General features: G+C 73.3%; 17 protein-coding genes. 7 read left to right on the top strand and 10 right to left on the bottom strand.

Annotated features, from left to right (window positions below; genetic code table 11):
• Positions 1 to 33 precede the first annotated feature (33 nt).
• The 4 genes from ACZ4Z1_RS30235 to ACZ4Z1_RS30220 all read right to left on the bottom strand — a co-directional run bounded on the left by ACZ4Z1_RS30235 (position 34) and on the right by ACZ4Z1_RS30220 (position 5,605).
• Positions 34 to 738 (bottom strand): LuxR C-terminal-related transcriptional regulator, encoded by a 705-nt coding sequence (locus tag ACZ4Z1_RS30235; protein ID WP_468489821.1) that lies wholly within the window; start codon positions 736 to 738, stop codon positions 34 to 36.
• Between the two features lie 70 nt (positions 739 to 808).
• Positions 809 to 2,146 (bottom strand): PspC domain-containing protein, encoded by a 1,338-nt coding sequence (locus ACZ4Z1_RS30230; RefSeq protein ID WP_468489820.1) that lies wholly within the window; start codon positions 2,144 to 2,146, stop codon positions 809 to 811.
• A 272-nt stretch (positions 2,147 to 2,418) separates the two neighbouring features.
• On the bottom strand, positions 2,419 to 4,260 hold the full coding sequence (locus tag ACZ4Z1_RS30225; RefSeq protein ID WP_468489980.1) for a serine/threonine-protein kinase: 1,842 nt from the start codon (positions 4,258 to 4,260) through the stop codon (positions 2,419 to 2,421).
• Positions 4,261 to 4,474: 214 nt separating this feature from the next.
• Positions 4,475 to 5,605: a winged helix DNA-binding domain-containing protein gene (locus ACZ4Z1_RS30220; protein ID WP_468489819.1), complete on the bottom strand. Its 1,131-nt coding sequence runs from the start codon at positions 5,603 to 5,605 to the stop codon at positions 4,475 to 4,477.
• A 125-nt stretch (positions 5,606 to 5,730) separates the two neighbouring features.
• On the opposite strand from ACZ4Z1_RS30220, the gene ACZ4Z1_RS30215 reads away from it, so the two are divergent.
• From ACZ4Z1_RS30215 to ACZ4Z1_RS30205, 3 genes are all read left to right on the top strand, one after another.
• Positions 5,731 to 6,756, top strand: coding sequence for a helix-turn-helix transcriptional regulator (locus tag ACZ4Z1_RS30215; RefSeq protein WP_468489818.1), 1,026 nt, complete (start codon positions 5,731 to 5,733; stop codon positions 6,754 to 6,756).
• 145 nt (positions 6,757 to 6,901) lie between these two features.
• On the top strand, positions 6,902 to 8,371 hold the full coding sequence (locus ACZ4Z1_RS30210; protein ID WP_468489817.1) for a PspC domain-containing protein: 1,470 nt from the start codon (positions 6,902 to 6,904) through the stop codon (positions 8,369 to 8,371).
• Positions 8,368 to 8,577, top strand: coding sequence for a hypothetical protein (locus ACZ4Z1_RS30205; protein WP_468489816.1), 210 nt, complete (start codon positions 8,368 to 8,370; stop codon positions 8,575 to 8,577). The genes ACZ4Z1_RS30210 and ACZ4Z1_RS30205 overlap by 4 nt, the downstream gene beginning before the upstream one ends.
• 20 nt (positions 8,578 to 8,597) lie before the next feature.
• Here ACZ4Z1_RS30205 and ACZ4Z1_RS30200 read toward each other — a convergent pair whose 3' ends face one another.
• The 4 genes from ACZ4Z1_RS30200 to ACZ4Z1_RS30185 all read right to left on the bottom strand — a co-directional run bounded on the left by ACZ4Z1_RS30200 (position 8,598) and on the right by ACZ4Z1_RS30185 (position 12,143).
• The gene (locus ACZ4Z1_RS30200; RefSeq protein WP_468489815.1) at positions 8,598 to 9,029 is read right to left on the bottom strand and encodes a hypothetical protein; all 432 of its coding nucleotides are present in this window, start codon (positions 9,027 to 9,029) and stop codon (positions 8,598 to 8,600) included.
• Positions 9,026 to 9,568, bottom strand: a complete 543-nt coding sequence (locus ACZ4Z1_RS30195; RefSeq protein ID WP_468489814.1) for a DoxX family protein — start codon at positions 9,566 to 9,568, stop codon at positions 9,026 to 9,028. Before ACZ4Z1_RS30195 ends, ACZ4Z1_RS30200 begins: the two co-directional genes overlap by 4 nt.
• A gap of 120 nt (positions 9,569 to 9,688) precedes the next feature.
• Complete coding sequence (locus ACZ4Z1_RS30190; RefSeq protein ID WP_468489813.1) at positions 9,689 to 10,849, bottom strand: hypothetical protein; 1,161 nt, start codon at positions 10,847 to 10,849, stop codon at positions 9,689 to 9,691.
• Positions 10,850 to 11,312: 463 nt separating this feature from the next.
• Positions 11,313 to 12,143, bottom strand: coding sequence for a class II aldolase/adducin family protein (locus ACZ4Z1_RS30185; protein WP_468489812.1), 831 nt, complete (start codon positions 12,141 to 12,143; stop codon positions 11,313 to 11,315).
• Between the two features lie 198 nt (positions 12,144 to 12,341).
• Here ACZ4Z1_RS30185 and ACZ4Z1_RS30180 point away from each other — a divergent pair, with 198 nt between their 5' ends.
• Both ACZ4Z1_RS30180 and ACZ4Z1_RS30175 read left to right on the top strand, forming a co-directional pair.
• Positions 12,342 to 13,139: a maleylpyruvate isomerase family mycothiol-dependent enzyme gene (locus ACZ4Z1_RS30180; protein WP_468489811.1), complete on the top strand. Its 798-nt coding sequence runs from the start codon at positions 12,342 to 12,344 to the stop codon at positions 13,137 to 13,139.
• Positions 13,140 to 13,326: 187 nt separating this feature from the next.
• The gene (locus tag ACZ4Z1_RS30175) at positions 13,327 to 13,887 is read left to right on the top strand and encodes a TetR/AcrR family transcriptional regulator (RefSeq protein ID WP_468489979.1); all 561 of its coding nucleotides are present in this window, start codon (positions 13,327 to 13,329) and stop codon (positions 13,885 to 13,887) included.
• Positions 13,888 to 13,984: 97 nt separating this feature from the next.
• Here ACZ4Z1_RS30175 and ACZ4Z1_RS30170 read toward each other — a convergent pair whose 3' ends face one another.
• Both ACZ4Z1_RS30170 and guaA read right to left on the bottom strand, forming a co-directional pair.
• On the bottom strand, positions 13,985 to 14,569 hold the full coding sequence (locus ACZ4Z1_RS30170; RefSeq protein ID WP_468489810.1) for a Uma2 family endonuclease: 585 nt from the start codon (positions 14,567 to 14,569) through the stop codon (positions 13,985 to 13,987).
• 125 nt (positions 14,570 to 14,694) lie between these two features.
• The gene (gene guaA, locus ACZ4Z1_RS30165) at positions 14,695 to 16,281 is read right to left on the bottom strand and encodes a glutamine-hydrolyzing GMP synthase (protein ID WP_468489809.1); all 1,587 of its coding nucleotides are present in this window, start codon (positions 16,279 to 16,281) and stop codon (positions 14,695 to 14,697) included.
• A 274-nt stretch (positions 16,282 to 16,555) separates the two neighbouring features.
• Between guaA and ACZ4Z1_RS30160 the strand changes: the two genes are divergently transcribed.
• Together ACZ4Z1_RS30160 and ACZ4Z1_RS30155 are read left to right on the top strand one after the other, a co-directional pair.
• Positions 16,556 to 16,900 carry a chorismate mutase gene (locus tag ACZ4Z1_RS30160; protein WP_468489808.1) on the top strand — a complete coding sequence of 115 codons (345 nt, stop codon included), beginning with the start codon at positions 16,556 to 16,558 and terminating at the stop codon, positions 16,898 to 16,900.
• An 860-nt stretch (positions 16,901 to 17,760) separates the two neighbouring features.
• Positions 17,761 to 18,780: an LPXTG cell wall anchor domain-containing protein gene (locus tag ACZ4Z1_RS30155; protein ID WP_468489807.1), complete on the top strand. Its 1,020-nt coding sequence runs from the start codon at positions 17,761 to 17,763 to the stop codon at positions 18,778 to 18,780.
• Positions 18,781 to 18,893 lie beyond the last annotated feature (113 nt).

The following is an 18,893-nucleotide window of genomic DNA, read 5'->3' as shown; positions in this document are numbered from 1 at the left end:
CTACGAGCGCACCGGCCCCCGAAGCCGTCCGCGTCAGACCAACCGCCGGGCCGTAGCCCACCGGGTCAGCTCGTGCCGGTTGGAGAGCTGGAGCTTGCGCAGCACCGCCGAGACGTGCGACTCGACCGTCTTGACGGAGATGAACAGCTGCTTGGCGATCTCCTTGTACGCATAGCCGCGGGCGATCAGGCGCAGCACCTCGCGTTCGCGCTGGGTGAGGCGGTCCAGGTCCTCGTCCACCGGCGGGGCGTCCGTGGAGGCGAAGGCGTCCAGCACGAAGCCGGCCAGACGCGGTGAGAAGACCGCGTCGCCGTCGGAGACGCGGAAGATCGCGTCGACCAGGTCCGCGCCGGTGATCGTCTTGGTGACATAACCACGGGCGCCGCCGCGGATGACGCCGATGACGTCCTCGGCGGCGTCGGACACGGACAGCGCGAGGAAGCGCACCGGACGTTCGGGGTCGGCCATCATCGCGGCGGAGCGGCGCAGCACCTCGACGCCGCCGCCGCCCGGCAGGTGCACGTCCAGCAGGACGACCTCGGGGCGGGTGGCGGTGATGACCGTGACGGCCTGGTCGACGTCGGCGGCCTCGCCGACGACCTCCACGCCCGTCTCGTCGGTGCGGCCGATCTCGGCCTGGACGCCCGTACGGAACATCCGGTGGTCGTCGACCAGGACGACCCGTACCGTACGGGCCGGGCCGCCGGTCTGGTCATCCTGTGCGGCGTCGCTGCTCATGTCGTCCGTCCGTCCCTCGTTGGCGTTGGCTCAGGCGCTGGCTCAGGCGTGGGCCCTGGCGTCGTCCTCATCATCCGTCATCCGGCAGGCGCTCCGCCTCCAGCTCGACCACCGTCCCGCCGTCGGGCGCGGAGCGCAGCCGGGCCGTGCCGCCGTTGCGCTGCATGCGGCCGATGATGGACTCCCGTACGCCCATCCGGTCGCCGGGGACCGCGTCCAGATCGAAGCCGGGGCCCCGGTCGCGTACGGAGACGAAGACCGTACGGCCCTCCACCTCGGCGTACACCTGCACGGCACCGCCCGCACCACCGTACTTGGCGGCATTGACCATCGCCTCGCGCGCGGCCTGCAGCTGCGCGCTCAGCCGCTCGTCCAGCGGGCAGTCACCGACCACCACCACCTCGATCGGCACGCCGTGGTGGTCCTCGACCTCGGCCGCCGACTTGCGCACCGCCTCGGCGAGGGTGTCCGGTTCCTGCTCCTCGTCCTTGCCGCGGCCCTCCGGTTTGTAGAGCCAGACGCGCAGTTCGCGCTCCTGGGCGCGGGCGAGGCGGGCCACCTCACGCGCGTCCTCCGCGTTGCGCTGGATCAGGGTGAGCGTGTGCAGGACGGAGTCGTGGACGTGCGCGGCGACTTCGGCGCGTTCCTGGGCGCGGATACGCATCAGGCGCTCCTCGGAAAGGTCCTGCGTCATCCGTACGAGATAGGGGCCCGCGAGCAGCGCGATACCGACCAGGACGGCGAGGGCGGCCTGGAGCACCGAGCCCAGATTGCGGACCGAGCCCTGCAGGACGACGATGCCCGTCACGCCGAAGCCGACCAGGACCACACCGGCCGCACCGCGCACGACCGGCAGCAGGCCCTTGCGACGGCCCATCTCCAGCCACTGCGCGCGTCGCGCGTTGTCCGCCTGCCGCCAGACCAGCGCGACACCCGCGCCTATCAGCAGGACCGGCCACAGGTAGGCGTCGGCCCGGCCCAGCTCGAACCGCGACGCGACGACGGCCGCGCCGGCGAGCAGTGTGAGCAGCGCGAATATCTGCCCCTTGTCGGCCCTTCGGCCGCCGGCCGCACGTCCCTTGCGGACCCACCGCAGGCGTCCGGGAGCGGTGGTGGCCGCGTCGACGCGCGTCACGTTCGCCCGCGCCGCGTCCACGCCGCCGACGCCCAGCGGCACGATGAACCAGAACGCCGCGTACAGCAGCGCGCCCATGCCCTCGGCCATGAACAGCGCGACGAACACCACCCGCACCCAGGAAACCGGCAGCCCCAGATGCCCGGCCAGCCCGCGCGCGACGCCGCCGAGCATCCGCCCGTCCGCGCTGCGGTACAGCTTGCGCAGGGGCGGGTCGTCGGGGTCGGACGCCGGGGCGTAGCTCGCCTCGGGCCGGGTCGGCGTGGTGGTCATGACACCGATCGTCACACGTCGGACGCACGCGGGACATCAGGGTCGACCCTGAGGGCACCCCTAACCGGCCGTAACTTTCGATACGGGGCGCTGCGGGGCGATGCGGGGAGCGGCGGGGGTGAGCACGGGCGGGGGCGTCCTGGGGCAGTACTGGGGGGCGGTACTGGGGCCGGTACACAGGCCGGTGCGGGACCGGTACGCGGACCGGCAACAGGGCGTCCCCCTCGGCCCGTCGCCCCGTCACTCCGTCGGCCCGTCACTCCGACGATCCGCTACCGCTTACGGTCCTCGGGCAGCACGAGGCCGGTCAGGACGTCGTCGAAGACCTTCTTGTACTGGTCCCACTCGGCGTACGGCGCGGACAGGTAGACCGCGTACTCCTTCTCGCCGGGCCGGCCGAACCCCAGGTCGATGGCGCGGAAGTCGCGTCTGCTCCCCGACCACTTCCACTCCCACAGCGCCGCGGGCCGACCACGGAAGACCGTGCCCTGCATCCGCAGCTGCTGGTATCCGGGGAACTTGCCCTCGCTGATGGCGTTGCGCTCGTTGTCCTTCCAGTGCCGCAACGGGTCCACGCTCGCGAAGTCGAGCACCTCGATCCGCAGGCCGACGAGCTGGTTCGGGCTGAGGTAGGTGGAGCCGTTGCCGTTCGCCTGCTTCTGGCGGGTCCAGCCGTCCGGCAGCGGGAAGGAGACGTCGGCCGCCGGGTCCGTGACGCGGTGGTACCCGGCGGGGACCGGCCGCGGAGTGGGCTTGGCGCTGGGCTTCGGGGCGGAGGGCGACGGCCCCTCGGTCTGCGGGGTGCCGCCGTCGGACGCCTGCGCGTTCCCCCCGCCGGGGACGATCCCGAGGGCGTACAGGGTGCCGCCCGCGATCCCCAGTACAGCGACCATGGCGACAGCGCTCAACACGAGCGTCCGGCCGCGCTTGCCGCGCTTCTTCCCTGAGGCGGAGGCGGGGGCGGAGACGGCCGCGCCGCCCACGGTCGCCATGCTGCCGGTGACGGCCGTGCCGTCGGCGGGACCGGCCCCCGGGGTGGCCATGCTGCCCGTAGGTGCCGTGCCGTCCGTGGCCGGAGGCGCCAAGTGGTACGGGCCGGAGGGCGGGGACGGAGCGGGGGGCGCGGCCGGAGGCGGGTTCGGGCCCGCGCCCGGGGCCGGGTTCACAGCCGACGGGCCCGTAGCCGTACGGGGATCACGGACCGGTGACGTCATGCCCCCCGTCGTCGCGGTGCCGCCGTCCCCGGCGGTGTCCCGCTCGCCTGCCGTACCCGGTGCGCCCTGAGGGCCCGCTGCTCCCGGATGGCCGTAAGCGCCCGGCGCCCCCGGTGTGCTCAGCCACGTGGTGTCCGTGTACGCGGCCGGGGTGCGCAGCGCCTTCTCCACGGCATCGGCCGTGGGACGGTCCGCGGGCTCCTTCGCGAGGAGGGCCTCGATCAGCCCGGTCAGCGGACCGGCGTTGCGCGGCGGATCCAGCGGATCCACGGCGATGGAGTACGCCGTCTCGACCGCCGTGAGCTTGCGGAACGGGGGCCGCCCCTCCATCGCCTGGTAGAGCGTGGCGCCCAGCGCCCACAGATCGGCGGCCGGTCCCGGCGTACCGCCACGGACCCGTTCGGGGGCGAGGTAGTCGATGGAGCCGACCAGCTCGCCGGTCTTGGTCAGGGTGGACGTGCCGGTGGCGACCGCGATGCCGAAGTCCGTCAGGACGACCCGGCCGTCCTCGCCGAGCAGGACGTTGCCGGGCTTCACGTCGCGGTGCAGGACACCGGCGGAGTGCGCGGCCCGCAGCGCGGTGATCATGCCCCGGCCGATCCGGGCCGCCTCGCCCGGCGGCACCGAGCTGTTCGAGAGCGTCGCCTCCTTGATGACGTCGCCGAGCGTCACCGAAGGCACGTACTCCATGACGATGCAGGGCAGACCGGCGTCGTCGACGACATCATGGACACTGACCACATTGGGGTGGTTGATCCGGGCGGCGGCCTGCGCCTCGCGGCGGGTGCGCTCGTTGCGGCGGGCCAGTTCGTCGGCGTCCAGTTCCGGGGAGACGTGCAGCCGCTTGACCGCCACCTGCCGGCCGAGCAGTTCGTCATGGGCCCGCCAGACGGTCCCCATACCGCCCCGGCCTATCTCCTCCACCAGGCGGTACCGCCCGGCGACCAGCCGCCCGTCGTCCACCGCCGCCTCCGTCACCGCGCCGCGCCCCTTCGGTTCCCCCCGTACACGTGTCCGGCGCAACGATAGTCGTCCGACGGCTCCCGGCAGAGGGGCGGGGCGCAGCCATCGGACACGTGTGCGGAATCCGTCACGCGGCCACGGCGCCCGCCGCTCAGCCGGAAGACGAGTCGATCTTCGCGCGCCGGCTCTCCCCGTCGGAGAGGAACGCCGCCAGCGCCTCCCCCTCCCCGGTCACGGCCGTGCGCTCGGCCCGGGAGAAACGGCGCAGCGGCGAGACCGTCACGGCGCCGTCCTCGGTGGTCCAGGTCGCGGCGACCCGGCCGTCCACCAGGACGACGCGTTCACCGGCGACGGACAGGCCACGGTGGGCGTCGTCGATGATCCGGCCGCGGTCGTGGTAACCGAGGATCGCGTTGTCGAACGCGGGAAGAAATCGCACCGGGGCCGGCGTGTCAGGGTCGGGGCGCGGCGCGCCGGGCAGATCCAGGAGCTCCCGGCCGCGCTCGTCCCGGAAGGTGACCAGCTCCTCGCGTATGGCGGCGACCGCGCGCGGCAGCCCGGCAAGGCCGCACCAGGCGCGCAGGTCGGCGGAGGCGGCGGGGCCGAAGGCGGTCAGATAGCGGCGGACCAGGGATCGGCCTACGGGGTCGGGGCCGTCCACGCCGGGGCTCCCCTTTCCGGAGCCGTTCGGCGTCGGTGGGGCGATCTCGCGGCCCAGCCAGGAGGCGAGCGGGACATTCCGTACGCCTGCCTTCGTACGCCACAGGCCGCGCGGTGGCAGTTGCACCATCGGGATGAGCGCGGCGACCAGCATCTCCCCCAGCGGCCGCGTTCCCACCCCGGGCCAGCGTTCGGCGACGGCCCTGGCCAGCTCGGACATCGAACGGGGCGCGCCGTCGGCCATGACCGCGCGGCCCGCGGCGGCGAGCGCGTCGAGGTCCACGTCCTGGAGTTCGCGGCGGTAGGTCCCGAGGACGCGCTGCCGCAGCATCGCGTCGTGGCGGCCGCGCCAGGCCAGCACGTCGGCGGCGGTGACGAGGTGGACGGTACGGCGCATGAGGTGGGTGCGCACGACGTGCCGTCCGGTCAGCAGGTCCGAGAGCTGTGCGGGGGCGAACGCGTGCAGCCGTGACCAGAGGCCGACGAACGGTTCCTGCGGCTCCTGCGCCTGGAGGCCGCACAGATGCGCCACCGCGTCCAGGGCGGGCAGGTCCGCGCGGTCGAGGAGCAACTGCCGGGCGAGGGTGGCGCGGTTGAGCGCCCGGGTGTCGAGAACGGTCATCTGCGTCCTTGCCGTATCGGCCCTGTGGTCTTGTCGGGCTTGTTGTCCTGTCGGGCTTGCCTGCCCCCCACACTGCCGGAGGTAGCGGACAGGTTGTGTCCTCTACGCACGGCAGGATGGGAGACATGCAGAAGACATCGGCGCGCCTGCTGTCCTTGCTCTCGCTGCTCCAGGCACGCCGCGACTGGCCGGGGGCGCTGCTGGCCGAACGGCTGGACGTCAGCCCGCGCACCGTACGCCGCGACGTCGACCGCCTGCGCCAACTCGGCTACCCGATCGCCTCGGCCAAGGGGCCCGACGGCGGATACCGGCTCGACGCCGGGTCGGAGCTGCCCCCGCTGCTGTTCGACGACGAACAGGCCGTCGCCCTCGCGGTCGCGCTCCGCGTCGCCACCGCCAACGGCGCCGGTGTGGAGGAAGCCGCGGCGCGGGCCCTGCACACCGTCCGGCAGGTGATGCCCGCACGGCTGCGGCGCCGGATCGACTCCCTTCAGGTCACCGCCGTCGAACGGCCGGCCGCCCGGCCGCACCCGCAGGTCGACAGCGGTGTGCTCATGGCGCTCGGCGCGGCCGTCCACGCCCGCGAGGTGCTGCGTTTCGACTACGTACCGGTGTCGCCACCGGACGGCCCGGGGACCGCGCCGCAAAAGTGCGGGCCCGTACCGCCGCGCCGGGTGGAGCCGCACCACCTCGTCACCTGGGCAGGCCGCTGGTACCTCGTCGCCTGGGACCTCGACCGCGAGGACTGGCGTACCTTCCGGGCGGACCGGATCGCGCCGCGTACCCCTGCCGGCCCCCGCTTCACCCCGCGCGACCTGCCCGGTGGAGATGTCGGCGCCTTCATATCGAGCAAGTTCCAGGGCTCCGACGGGGCGGGCGGGTGGCCCTGTCAGGGGGAGGCGATCCTCGCGATGCCCGCGGCCGCCGTGTCCCGGTACGCCGGTGACGGCGTCGTCGAGGAGATCGGCCCGGACCGCTGCCGCCTCGTGCTGGGGTCCTGGTCGTGGCCTGCCCTGGCCGCCGCGCTCGGCAGATTCGACGCGGACATGGAGATCGTGGGGCCGGATCAGCTCAAGGACGCCTGCGCGCGTCTGGCCCGTCGGTACGCCGACGCCGCGACCCGGCACGCCCGGCCCTCGGACGTGACGTGAGCCGAGGCGCCCGCCCGTAGGGACGCGTGCCCGCCCGTAGAGACGCGGTACCGGAGGCGGTCTTCCGGGGTGCCGGGGCGATCTCAGGGACCAACCAGGGTTCCCACGGATGCCGCCCGCCGGTCCCGCTTGCCACCATGGGCGCATGAACGATGCTGCGCCCGCCGAGGAGACGACGGGCCCCACCGGAGCCGCGTCCGGCCCTGCCGGAGCCACCAGTGGTCCCACCGGCACCCCGCCGTCCGCCGACGCGCCGGGCCGCCCGGCTCCCCAGGCCCCCCTGCGCCGCAGCCGGCGGCACAAGGTGATCGCCGGGGTGTGCGGGGGCCTGGGCCGGCACTGGGGCCTGGACCCGGTGATCTTCCGGATCGTGCTGGCCGTACTGGCGGCCTCCGGCGGCATCGGCCTCATCGCGTACGGCTTCGCCTGGCTGCTGGTCCCGCAGGACGGCGACGACGAGAACGAGGGCCGCAAGCTGCTCTCCGGCCGGGTCGAGGGCACGGCGCTGACCGCGCTGCTGTTCGCGCTGGTCGGCTGCGGCTTCTTCCTGACCTCCCTCGCCAACCGCGGCCTGCTGACCTTCACCGTCATGCTCGCGCTGGCGGTGGGCGGTTCGGCGTACTGGTCACGGCAGCGCCGCGCGGCGGTGACGGACGGGCCGGGCGCCACCGACCCGGCCACCGCGCAGGCCGTGGTGGACGCCGCGCCGCCCGAGACGATGGCGCCGCCCACCCGGAACAGCCCGTCCTGGTGGCGGGACCCGCTCTCCAAGGACTCCAAGGAAGGGGCGGCCGGCGCGGGTTACCTCTGGGGACCGAGCGACACTCCGTACGGGCACGAGCAGGCGTACGCGGCACACGGGACGGCCGGGGCGGCGGGCTGGAACTCCGGCGCGACCGCGTGGGCCGGGGCGCCCGGAGCGCCACGGACCGGCGCACCGGTCCGGCGCCGCCGGGCGGGCCGGCCGATCGGCGGCTGGACGTTCCTGCTGGCGCTCGTCGCGGGCCTGGGGGCGGGCGCGGCCGCCGGGGCGGAACACCCGCTGAACACCGCGCTGGTCGCCGGGCTGTCCGCCGCGCTCGTCGTGTTCGGCCTCGGCCTGGTCCTCAGCGCCTGGTTCGGGCGGACCGGCGGCGGCACGGTCTTCATGGTCATCCTGACGTCCCTGCTGCTGGCGGGCGCCGCGGTACTGCCGGACGACATCAGCGCGGACTGGCGCAACCGCGTCTGGCTCCCGATGGACACCGCCTCCGTACAGCCGCTGTACGAACTCGGGGCGGGGCGCGGTGAGCTGGACCTGAGCAACGTACCGTTCAAGAACGGGCAGACCGTACGGACCAGGGCCACGGTCGGCGCCGGACAGCTCAGCGTGACCGTGCCCGACGGCGTCACCGCGCGGCTGCACATCGACGTGGGCCTCGGCGACGTCCGGCTGCCGGGCGAGACGCCGGAGGACTTCCACCTCGCGGCCGACCAGGACCAGACCGTCACCCTGCCCGCGACGGGCCTGAAGAAGGGCGAGAAGCCGCACGGCACGCTGGACCTCGACCTGAAGGTGGGCGCGGGGCAGGTGGAAGTGGAGCGGGCCGCTCCGCAGACGGGAGGACAGCAGTGAAGCGCCACGCCTTCGAGCCCGCCCGGCTCCTCACCGGCCTGACCGCGCTGGGTGTGGGCGGCGCCTACGCGGGCGAGGCGGCCGGGGCCTGGGACCTGCCGGGGGCGCTGCCGGTACTGGCCGTACCGGCGGGACTGTGCCTGTCCGGGATCACGGCGGCCGTGTGGGCCGGCGTGCGACGCCATCGTTCGCCGGAAGGACGGTGACGCGGGGACGCGGGGACGGGTCAGGGTTTCCACGGGAGCCGGAGGGCTTCGAGGTCCGGGTCGCCGAGGAGGGCCTCGATCAGCGGGGTGGGGCCTGCGACCTTGGTGCCGTGCAGGTCATAGTCGGTGTAGGTGATCCACGACCGGTCCACGGGCCAGATGTTGGAGGGGCTGCAGGCCCTCAGGTCGGGGTGATGGTGCAGGCGGCGGGCGTCGCCGAGGCGGCCGGTGAGCACCGTCGGGACGTGGTGGTGGAACATGTTCGGACAGAAATGGACCAGGACGCGGGTGTCCGGGCCGTCCGGGCTGTACTCGATGAGCAGGCCGATCAGGTGGTGCCAGGTTTCCCGGTCGAGGCTGCCCTCTCGCCGCCGTTCTCGTACACCTCGTACATGGCGTGCCGGAGCCCTGCCCCCCTTGGAACGCCCCTGCCGCAACCGGTAACCGCTCACCCGAACAACTGCCGCCCCTGCCTGCTGCGGCGCGCCGCCAGGGTCGTGTCCAGGGACAGTATCGGGGCTCCGGCCAGCACCAGAGGCAGCCACGCCATCAGGTACGCCAGGTCGTTGCCGTAGTAATACGGCTCGGCCGACCAGCTCACGGTGAGCCACAGGCTCAGCGAGATCAGCGCGCCGCCGAGCGCCGCGACCCGTGTGAACAGGCCGGTGAGCGTGCCGATGCCGACGGCCAGCTCCCCCGCGGCGATGGCGTAACCGAAGCCCGCCGGGTTCTTCAGGGCCAGGTCCACCAGCGCGGGCACGGCCGAGGCGTCCCGTACCTGCCGCATCAGTTCGCCGACCGAGCCGGTGCCGCCGGAGGCGAGGAAGGCCGGGTCGGTCAGCTTGTCCAGGCCCGCGTAGACGAAGGTCGCGCCGAGGAAGATCCGCAGCGGCAGCAGCGCGTACCGCGCCATCGTCGCGCGCGGCCCGCCTCCCCTGCCCGCTCCGGCCCCGCCGAGGCCGCTGCCGGCCGCACGATCCGCGTGAGACATGACGTCCCGCCTCTCCGTCGCCACCGGACGCGGACGATGGTGTGCCCGCGGCCGGGTGTTTCCCAAGGGGTACGGACGGCTGCGCGTACCCGGCGTTCAGCGCGATGCGCCGGTGCGCCGTCAGTCCTGTACGTCGATCGTGTGAGCGTTGGTCTCCACGCCCGCCGCCGTGACGACCCTGACCTCCACCCGGCCCGGCTCGACGTCCGCCGGGACGGGCACGGTCAGCACGCCGTCCGTCGGGTTGCCGAATCCGCCGGCGACCGGCACCAGCGGTACGTGCACGTGGACCGCCCCGATCCGTACGACGGTACGGGCCAGCGCGTCCGCGCCCTGCGCGCCCGGCGGCACGAAGCCGGTGCCGCGGATCTCGATGTCGTCGCCGGTACGGATGGGCGCGGCCAGATCGCCCGGTTCGCGGGCCCGTACGACCGACAGGACGACCGGACGGCCGCCTTCCGCGTACTTGCCCGCCAGGTACATGACCGAGCCGACGACCACGACGGCGGCGAACGCCCACGGGAGGTCCGGCAGCCGGGAAGGGTCGCGGGCCAGCCGGACCACGGCGAAGGACACCGCGGCCACGTTCAGCAGCAGGAACTGGGTGTCGGTGAGGCTGCCGCGCCCCGCGTCGTCCGTCAGCAGGTCGGCGGCGCGCGGCCGTTCCGCGCGCACCTTCTGCAGGCGGCGCCCCTGGATGCGCACGGCGACGACCCGACGGACCAGGACGGCGACCGCGCAGGTGGTCGCCAGGACGGTGAGCAGCCCGGCGCCGCGCGGCAGTTCGAGGCCGTCCACGAGCACCCGGCGGGCGTCCGCGTCCGTCACCACGGCCAGGTGGACGGCCTGCACGAGGACGGCGTATGCCACCAGCAGCAACCAGCCCGCCGCCACCGTGCGCGAGGTCGAGAGCCGGTTGTCCTCACCGATCAGCGGCGCCAGCAGGCCGCCGCGCGCCCGGTGGCGCCACCCCGCGCCGGTCAGGGCGAGCGCCATGGCCACCGCCGCCACCAGCCCCGCCGTACGCGACACCGTCCAGCCCGTACCGATCGCGGTGAGCGCCTGTACGAGCACCAGCACGCCGATCCCGGCCCACAGCACCAGCAGCGTGCGCCGCCACACCGCGTCCAGCCAGGCCGTACCCTCGGCGGCGGCACGCTCGGCGACCGTACGGGCCGACAGCGCCAGTTCGTCGGAGACCCACTGCCGCGCCGCGCCCGCCGAGTGGGCCAGCGCGGCCGGTACGCCACGGCCCGCGGCGTACTCCTCGCGCAGCGCCACGAACGCGGCAACCGCCCTGCGATGCCCCTCGCGGGCGCCACGCGGGCACTTTCCGCAGGTGCAGTCACCGTTGTCACCGCCGCCGTCACCGCCGTCACGGTTGTGCCCGCCGTAATCGCCGTACCCGCCGGGATCGCCGTATCCACCGCGATCGCCCGCTCCGGACCCCGGCCCGCCGGCCGCCCCCGGCGCCGGGAACCCCTCTGTCCCTCCGGGCGATCCGGACGCCCCCGTCGTCCCGCCCGTCGTCTCCACCGACACGTCCGCTCCGCCCCAGCCACCAGTCGTTGCCAACTTCACCGTACTGAGAGGGAATTGTGCCGTAAGCGGGGAGGTCGAAAAGCCGGACGGGCAGCTTTACGGGCGGTGACGGGGGATGTGGAGCGGTGACGGGCGCCCCGGCTTGTTGACGCCGGGCCGTACGCGGCACGGACCGTACGCGGACGGCACGGACCGTACGGGTTCAGCCCAGCAGGTCCGGCTCACTGCGCGTGATCTGCTGATACAGCGGCTGGTAGTTGATCCACGCCACCAGGTCGTTGCCGAGCTGCTCCCGCGTGTGCACGGCGTTCTCGTGGTCGATCAGTACGGGTTTGCCGGCGGCCCGCGCGGTGAGCTGCACCTGGCAGGAACGTTCCATCGTGATGAACCACCAGGCCGCCGCGTCCACCGAATCACCCACCGTCAACAGGCCGTGGTTACGCAGGATCACAGCCTTGTGCGGCCCGAGCGCGACCGCGATCCGCCGCCCCTCCTCCTCGTCCACCACGACACCCGTGTAATCGTCGAACAGAGCATGATCCTCGTAGAACGCGCACACGTCCTGGGTGATCGGGTCCAGCAGCTCGCCGAGGGTGGACAGGGCACGGCCGTACACCGAGTGGCTGTGCGCGGCGGCGACGACGTCCGGGCGGGCCCGGTGGACCTGCGCGTGGATCGCGAACGCCGCCTGGTTGACGTGATGGCGGCCCTCGACGACCTTGCCCTCGTGGTTGACGAGGATCAGGTCGCCGACCGTGATGTGTTTGAACGACATGCCGAACGGATTCACCCAGAAGCAGTCGGTGAACTCCGGGTCCCGGGCGGTGATGTGGCCCGCCACCCCCTCCTCGAACCCGAAGCGCCCGAAGAGCCGCAGCGCCGCAGCGAGGCGTTCCTTACGGTGGCGGCGCTCGTCCTCGACGGTCGCGTGCTGCGGCGGCATGGCGAAGTGCAGCTGGTCGGCGGGGACCGGGGCCGGCGGGGTGTTCGGCGTGGGCAGGGTGGGCGGGGTGTTCGGCGTGGGGTCGGGCATGGCGGCTTCCTCCTTACGCACGTACGGCTCGAAGCGGAAGCTACCTGCCGGTAGCGGGGGTGAACAGAGGTGCGGCACCATTCCCCGCCGACACACCCCGGCCACGCCGGGAGCGGGGCCCGGCCGCGGCGGAGGCAGGGCCCCGCCCGCCGCCGAAATTCACTACGGAAGCGGCGGCCGGGCCATTACCGTGCCCCCATGGCTGCCACGACCGGTACTCCCCTGAGTTACGACCGCTACTGCGCCGAAATCGTCCACCAGGCCGACCTGCTGCGGGACACCGTCAAGGGCGCGGACCCGGCCGCCACGGTGCCGTCCTGCCCCGGCTGGAACCTCGGCCAGCTCATCCGGCACGTCAACGGCGCACACCGCTGGGTCGAGACGATCGTCGGCACCCGCTCGACGGAGCCCGTCTCCGACGAACTGGTCAACGACATGCCGAAACTCACCGGCGAGGACCCGTCCGCCCTGGACGCCCTGCTCGCCGAGGGCGCCACCCGGCTGTCGGACACCCTGCGGGCCGCCGGACCCGACGTACCCGTATGGACCGTCGCCCCCGGGGGAACGCCCGTCTTCTGGGCCCGCCGGATGACACACGAAACCGCCCTGCACCGGGCCGACGCCGCGCTGGCGGCCGGCCGGGAGTACGTCCTGGACGCGGACGTGGCGCGCGACGCACTCGACGAGTGGATGGGCTTCCACGCGGTCGAGGAGATCGCCGAGGAGCAGCCCGGCGCACCCACCCTGCTCGGCCCCGGCCGCACCCTGCACTTCCACGCCACGGACACGGAAGCCGAGTGGTTCGTGGACCTCACCGGCACGGCCCCCGTCTGGCGGCCCGCCCACGAGAAGGCCGCGGTCGCCGTCCGCGGCACCATCACCGACCTGGTGCTCTTCCTCTACGGCCGGCCCGCCGTCGCCGGCGGCGTGGAGACCGTCGGGGACCGGCAGTTGCTCGACGTGTGGCTGGAGCGGACACGGTTCTGGCTCCAGTGAGCTGAGCGGAAGCCGCTCCTCCGGACAGAGCCGTCCATGGCCGGTGCCGGACGCCGCGCGTTACGCTGACGCCGACGTAACCGGAACGGCGTTCCATGGGCGGAGGAGGACCGTGAGCAAGGGCACGCAGCAGCAGGAGACCGGCGCGGGCACGGCGGACACCGCGGACGCACGCCCCGCCAAGCGCGTGCGCGCCGACGCGCAGCGCAGCACCGACGCCCTGCTCACCGCCGCCGCGGAAGTCTTCGCCACCTCCGGAGTCGACGCCCCCGTACGGCAGATCACCGCCAAGGCGGGCGTGGGCGCCGGCACCCTCTACCGCCACTTCCCGCAGCGCGCGGACCTGATCGCCGCGGTCTTCCGCCACGAGGTCGACGCCTGCGCCGACGCCGCGCCCGCCCTCATGGACCGGTACGAACCGGTCGACGCGCTCGCCCGCTGGCTCCAGCGCTTCGCGGGCTTCATCGCCACGAAGCGCGGCCTCAGCAGCGCGCTGCACTCGGGCGACCCGGCCTTCGACAGCCTGCCCGGCTACTTCCAGCAGCGCTTCGTGCCCGTCCTCAGCGCCCTCCTCGACACCGCGGCGAGCGCCGGCCACATCCGCTCCGACCTGGACCTGGCCCCCGAAGACCTGCTCCGCGCCGTGGCCGACCTGACGCTGCCCGCCGACGAGGACGGCAGCAGCCCCACACAGAGCATGGTCGCGCTCCTCGTCGACGGGCTCCGCTACAGGGCGGAGGGACGATAGCCCATTCCTCCGGCCGTTCCCGCTCCTGGAGCCACAGCCGGCCCATGACTCGCCGCCGCAACCCCGGCCCACGGACCTCACCGGCGCACGTCGACGCTCACAGGGTGTCGATCGCGGTGAGGTCGATGTCGATGTCGAAGGGCGCGCCGAGCTTCACCTGCTCCCGGAAGATGTCGACGGGACGGTAGGTACGCGTCTCCAGGTCCAGTTCGAAGGCGTGCACCACCGGCTGATCATCAACGCCGGCCATCTCGACCCGCCAGAAATACGGGATGCCCGCGTTGGCGTACTTGTGCGGCTTGGTGTCGCGGTCCCGGGCCTCGGACTCCGGGGACACCACCTCGACGGCGAGGAGCACGTCCCGCACCTGGAAATACGACTGCATCCGGCTGCGCGCCGCCGCGGCCCGCACCACCGTGATGTCCGGCTCCGGGCCGTTGCGCTGGTCGATCACTACGGTCATCTCGCGTCGCACCTTCAGCTCAGGCGGTGAAGTGCGGCGCAGTCCGCTCACCAGCAAATCGATCACCGTGCTGTGGAAATCACGCTGTGGGCTCACAAAAACCAAGCTCCCGTCGAGCAACTCCGTATGCGGCGGGAGGTCGGGCAGGGTCAGCAGGTCGTCCACGGTGTAACCGTCCGGCGGGGGCACGGGCCAGTGGTGCGCAGTCTCGGCGGTCATGAGTCCTCCCCTGGACGGGATTCTGGGCCGTACGGCCAGCGTACCCACCAAGAACGCCGCAGCCGCCGCTCAAACTGATGAGCGACGGCTGCGGTGTTGACCTGAAGTGAGGACCTACGAGGGGGTCACTCCCACTCGATGGTGCCCGGGGGCTTGCTCGTGACGTCGAGAACAACGCGGTTGACGTCGGCCACCTCGTTGGTGATGCGGGTGGAGATGCGGGCCAGGACGTCGTACGGCATGCGGGTCCAGTCCGCGGTCATCGCGTCCTCGGAGGAGACCGGGCGCAGCACGATGGGGTGGCCGTAGGAACGGCCGTCGCCCTGGACGCCGACGGAGCGCACGTCCGCGAGCAGGACCACCGGGCACTGCCAGATCTCGCGGTCCAGGCCGGCCGCGGTCAGTTCCTCGCGGGCGATGGCGTCGGCCTCGCGCAGGAGGTCGAGGCGCTCGCGCGTGACCTCGCCGACGATGCGGATGCCGAGGCCCGGGCCGGGGAAGGGCTGGCGCTGGACGATCTCGTCCGGCAGGCCCAGCTCGGCGCCGACCGCGCGGACCTCGTCCTTGAAGAGCTGGCGGAGCGGCTCGATGAGCTCGAACTCCAGGTCCTCGGGGAGGCCGCCGACGTTGTGGTGGGACTTGATGTTCGCGGTGCCGGTGCCGCCGCCGGACTCCACGATGTCCGGGTAGAGCGTGCCCTGGACCAGGAACTTCACGGGCTCGCCGGCCGCGCCGGACTCGGCGACGATCTCCGCCTGGGCCTGCTCGAAGACCCGGATGAACTCACGGCCGATGATCTTCCGCTTCTGCTCCGGGTCCGAGACGCCGGCCAGCGCCTTCAGGAAGCGCTCGGAGGCGTCGACGACCTTGAGCTGGACGCCGGTGGCGGCCACGAAGTCCTTCTCGACCTGCTCGGTCTCGCCCTTGCGCATCAGGCCGTGGTCGACGTACACGCAGGTGAGCTGGTCGCCGATGGCCTTCTGGACGAGGGCGGCGGCCACCGCGGAGTCCACGCCGCCGGACAGGCCGCAGATCGCCCGCGCGCTGCCGACCTGCTCGCGGATGGCCGCGACCTGCTCCTCGACGACGTTGGTGGTCGTCCACACCGGCTCGATGCCCGCGCCCCGGTAGAGGAAGTGCTCCAGGACCTGCTGGCCGTGCGTGGAGTGCATCACCTCGGGGTGGTACTGCACGCCGTACAGCTTCTTCTCGTCGTTCTCGAAGGCGGCGACCGGGACCATGTCGGTGGACGCGGTGACGGTGAAGCCGTCGGGCGCGGCGGAGCAGGCGTCGCCGTGCGACATCCACACGGGCTGCTCGGCCGGGGTGCCCTCGAAGAGGGTCGAGGCGTTCTTGGAGACGTGCAGGTCGGTACGGCCGTACTCGCGGGCGCCGGTGTTGTCGACCGTGCCGCCGAGGGTGGTGGCCATGAGCTGGAAGCCGTAGCACATGCCGAAGACCGGGACGCCGGCCTCGAACAGGGAGCGGTCCAGGCTGGGCGCGTCCTCGGCGTAGACCGACGAGGGGCCGCCGGAAAGGATGATCGCCTTGGGGTTCTTGGCGAGCATCTCGGCCACCGGCATGGTGGACGGCACGATCTCGCTGTAGACCCGAGCTTCGCGTACGCGGCGGGCGATGAGCTGGGCGTACTGCGCGCCGAAGTCGACTACCAGGACGACGTCGGGGGCGGCAGCAGGTGTCGCTGATGGCACTTCGGCGGCCTTCCGGCGGTGGTGGTGCAAGGGGTTGGACTTTCGATTCTAACGGGCTCATACTGAGCGCCATGTACAAGCAGCTGACCTTCGTCTTTACCTATGGCACCGGCCCGTCCGGCTGCCATGGTCGTGCTGCTTGATCAACTGACGAGCGACTTCCCAGGCGCCCCGGGCCGGTACAGGCCCGGGGCGCTCGGTTTTTCTGCGGGTGGCGGGGCCGTAGGCGGTACGGACGGCGGCTGCGGGGTCATGATCCGTAGGAGTGACGGACATGAGCGGTATCCAGGCGGTCACGGACCCGGCGACGATTCCTGTGGCCAAGGCCACGGGCAGGGCCACGGTGAAGCCCGACACGGGCGCCCGCACCGAGGCGGCGGCCGGTGTGATCGCGGACGCCCGCGGGCGGATCGACGATCTCGACGGCCGGATCATCGGCCTCGTACAGGAACGCATGGCCGTCTCGGCCGTCATCCAGCGCGAGCGCATCGGCTCCGGCGGGCGCCGGGTGAACCTGTCCCGCGAGATGGAGGTGCTGGAGCACTACCGGGGGCAGCTCGGCCGGCCCGGCACCGCCCTCGCGATGACGCTGCTGGAGCTGTGCCGGGGGCGGATCTGAGGCGACGGCGGATCCGAGGCGGGAGCCGGGCCCAGGGGGCAGGCGGGGGACGCGGGTACGGGAGTCCGCCGCCGACTCACCCGTACGGCGCCGTGACCGGCCCCCGCCGGGCTTCGTTGTTCCGGGTGCCACGCCAGCCAGGTGCGGTCTGCAGGACTACGCGTAGACGCCGCCCGTGGGCGGATCCGCCGGAGCGATGAGACGCCGACCGACTTGGAGCGGTCCGCGTCGTGGGACCTCGCTGCGGTGTTGTGACCGGTCAGCAGGGGACAGCAGCCCGGTCACATCCGATGGGGCGGTCGGTTTCGGGGACGCCTGGGACCGACCGCATCCGGTCGAAACGGTTGCGCCCGGTGTGGCGCGTCCAGCACGATGCACAGAAGCGGCACACCGTGCCCGAAGCGCGGCCGGACTTGCGGCACGCCGTGCCACGAGCGGGCGACGGCGACCGTCGGCGGTCCGGACCGCCGCACGGCGTACGAGCGCCGGAGCCACCGGCGCCGGTACGACGGATGCCGCGCCCGCGGGGGTGCCCGCCCCCGGACAACTTGAGAGCCCGCGGCGCCCTCCCCCCGGCGTCGCCCCCTCGGCGCCGACGCTGCCCTGACGCCGGCGCCGAAAGCCAAGGGCCCCGCGGCCGCCCGCACCCCCCTCGTGGGCGGCGTCCCGGGGCCCTTCGCTATGGGCGTGAGGGGGCTTTCGCCATAGGCGGGCAGGAGCCTTCGCTCCGGCCGTGCAACCTTTTCCGGTCACAGCCGGTCAGTATCTGCAATCGCATCGGCCACACCGCGCCCCACCGCGACGGCCTGTCCCGAACTGGTGCCGTGGTCACGGCACTTCGGCCCCGAGAGGTCTTCACGATGAAGCTCCGCCGCGCCCTGGCCGCCGTCACCACGACGGCCGCCATAGCCCCCGCCGCCCTGCTGGCGGCACCTGCCGCGTACGCCGCCGAGACGCCCGGGAGGACCCCGGCCGTCACCGCGACGCCCACCACCACGCCGACCAGCACACCGACCGCGACTCCGACCACGACACCCGGCGCGAGCAGCAGGCCGCCGCAGGGCGGCGACCACACGAAGACCGCTGCGCCTGCCCCGCCCAAGGCGACGCTCCCCGCCAAGAAGGCCGAGCCGGGCACGCCCGCCGCGACACCGACGAGCACGCCCACCGACGGCCCGGAGTGCGAGGACTGGTCCAGCGAGCGGTCGGTCAAGGCCGAACTCCGCGGTCTGCCGGGCAAGATCGTGGCCGGGTCCGGCTGGGTGGGCTTCACCTACCGCGCCACCAACGTCTCCGACGGGCACATCCTGTCCGTGGAGGCGTACGCGCAGGTCTTCGCCCTCTCCGAGAAGACCGGCGACGACGTCTCCGGACATCTGACCCTCGAATGGTTCGACGCGGCGGCCGGCCGGTGGAAGCCGGTCGCGGGCTCCGAGGAGGGCGACGGCTACTTCGCCTCGATCGCCGGTGCCGACGGTCTGCGGCCCGGGGAGTACGCGGAGGCCAGGCTACGGCTGAAGGCCGACGCGAAGACTCCCGCCAGTCGCGGCGGAGCGGTCAGCGTGGGCTGGTACCTGAACGCGGACCGGAAGTGCGGCTTCTCGGACGCCGCGGACTATCCGCTCGACATCCTGCCGGCCGGCAGCAGCAAGCCCGGCCATGTGCCGGACCCCCAGGGACGGCCCGGCACGCGCCCCAACCGCCCGGCGTCACACGGCGGTACGAAGCAGCAGGCGCAGCTGCCGGTCACCGGGAAGCTGGCCGAGACCGGCGCGGCCTCCGGGCTGCCGGTCATCGCGCTGTCGGGTGCGGCGGCGGTCGCCCTCGGCGCGGGCGCGGTGTTCACCGTACGCCGCCGCAAGGGCGCCGACGCGGCCTGAGCCGAGGGTGTGGGCGCAGGGGGGTGGGGGGGGGGGGGGGGGGGGGGGGGGGGGGGGGGGGGGGGGGGGGGGGGGGGGGGGGGGGGGGGGGGGGGGGGGGGGGGGGGGGGGGG

The organism is Streptomyces sp. NPDC030165 (genome assembly GCF_055573595.1).
The sequence above is the reverse complement of the archived record's forward strand: the minus strand, read 5'-3'. Positions and strand labels throughout refer to the sequence as shown.

What these genes read in the sequence shown, in the direction of transcription:
- ACZ4Z1_RS30235 (WP_468489821.1), bottom strand. Translation starts at nt 738, where the DNA reads ATGAGCAGCGACGCCGCACAGGATGACCAGACCGGCGGCCCGGCCCGT.
- ACZ4Z1_RS30230 (WP_468489820.1), bottom strand. Translation starts at nt 2,146, where the DNA reads ATGACCACCACGCCGACCCGGCCCGAGGCGAGCTACGCCCCGGCGTCC.
- ACZ4Z1_RS30225 (WP_468489980.1), bottom strand. Translation starts at nt 4,260, where the DNA reads ATGGGGACCGTCTGGCGGGCCCATGACGAACTGCTCGGCCGGCAGGTG.
- ACZ4Z1_RS30220 (WP_468489819.1), bottom strand. Translation starts at nt 5,605, where the DNA reads ATGACCGTTCTCGACACCCGGGCGCTCAACCGCGCCACCCTCGCCCGG.
- ACZ4Z1_RS30215 (WP_468489818.1), top strand. Translation starts at nt 5,731, where the DNA reads ATGCAGAAGACATCGGCGCGCCTGCTGTCCTTGCTCTCGCTGCTCCAG.
- ACZ4Z1_RS30210 (WP_468489817.1), top strand. Translation starts at nt 6,902, where the DNA reads ATGAACGATGCTGCGCCCGCCGAGGAGACGACGGGCCCCACCGGAGCC.
- ACZ4Z1_RS30195 (WP_468489814.1), bottom strand. Translation starts at nt 9,568, where the DNA reads ATGTCTCACGCGGATCGTGCGGCCGGCAGCGGCCTCGGCGGGGCCGGA.
- ACZ4Z1_RS30185 (WP_468489812.1), bottom strand. Translation starts at nt 12,143, where the DNA reads ATGCCCGACCCCACGCCGAACACCCCGCCCACCCTGCCCACGCCGAAC.
- ACZ4Z1_RS30180 (WP_468489811.1), top strand. Translation starts at nt 12,342, where the DNA reads ATGGCTGCCACGACCGGTACTCCCCTGAGTTACGACCGCTACTGCGCC.
- ACZ4Z1_RS30170 (WP_468489810.1), bottom strand. Translation starts at nt 14,569, where the DNA reads ATGACCGCCGAGACTGCGCACCACTGGCCCGTGCCCCCGCCGGACGGT.
- ACZ4Z1_RS30160 (WP_468489808.1), top strand. Translation starts at nt 16,556, where the DNA reads ATGAGCGGTATCCAGGCGGTCACGGACCCGGCGACGATTCCTGTGGCC.
- ACZ4Z1_RS30155 (WP_468489807.1), top strand. Translation starts at nt 17,761, where the DNA reads ATGAAGCTCCGCCGCGCCCTGGCCGCCGTCACCACGACGGCCGCCATA.